1 rRNA gene is annotated in these 833 nt (G+C 55.1%); it reads right to left on the bottom strand.

The annotated features are described in order from the left end of the window. Window positions 1–833, bottom strand: a 23S ribosomal RNA gene (locus ACLJTG_RS23645); the annotation flags it as partial.

Raw genomic sequence — 833 nt, 5'->3', positions numbered from 1 at the left:
CCTACACGCTTAAACCGGGACAACCGTCGCCCGGCCAACATAGCCTTCTCCGTCCCCCCTTCGCAGTAACACCAAGTACGGGAATATTAACCCGTTTCCCATCGACTACGCCTTTCGGCCTCGCCTTAGGGGTCGACTCACCCTGCCCCGATTAACGTTGGACAGGAACCCTTGGTCTTCCGGCGAGCGGGCTTTTCACCCGCTTTATCGTTACTTATGTCAGCATTCGCACTTCTGATACCTCCAGCATGCCTCACGACACACCTTCACAGGCTTACAGAACGCTCCCCTACCCAACAACACCTGAGTGTCGCTGCCGCAGCTTCGGTGCATGGTTTAGCCCCGTTACATCTTCCGCGCAGGCCGACTCGACCAGTGAGCTATTACGCTTTCTTTAAATGATGGCTGCTTCTAAGCCAACATCCTGGCTGTCTGGGCCTTCCCACATCGTTTCCCACTTAACCATGACTTTGGGACCTTAGCTGGCGGTCTGGGTTGTTTCCCTCTTCACGACGGACGTTAGCACCCGCCGTGTGTCTCCCGTGATAACATTCTCCGGTATTCGCAGTTTGCATCGGGTTGGTAAGCCGGGATGGCCCCCTAGCCGAAACAGTGCTCTACCCCCGGAGATGAATTCACGAGGCGCTACCTAAATAGCTTTCGGGGAGAACCAGCTATCTCCCGGTTTGATTGGCCTTTCACCCCCAGCCACAGGTCATCCGCTAATTTTTCAACATTAGTCGGTTCGGTCCTCCAGTTAGTGTTACCCAACCTTCAACCTGCCCATGGCTAGATCACCGGGTTTCGGGTCTATACCCTGCAACTTAACGCCC

Source organism: Salmonella sp. SAL00672, from assembly GCF_046552175.1.
GTDB classification, from domain to species: domain Bacteria; phylum Pseudomonadota; class Gammaproteobacteria; order Enterobacterales; family Enterobacteriaceae; genus Salmonella; species Salmonella enterica.
Note: the sequence above shows the minus strand (reverse complement) of the source record. Positions and strands in the feature narration are given on the sequence as shown.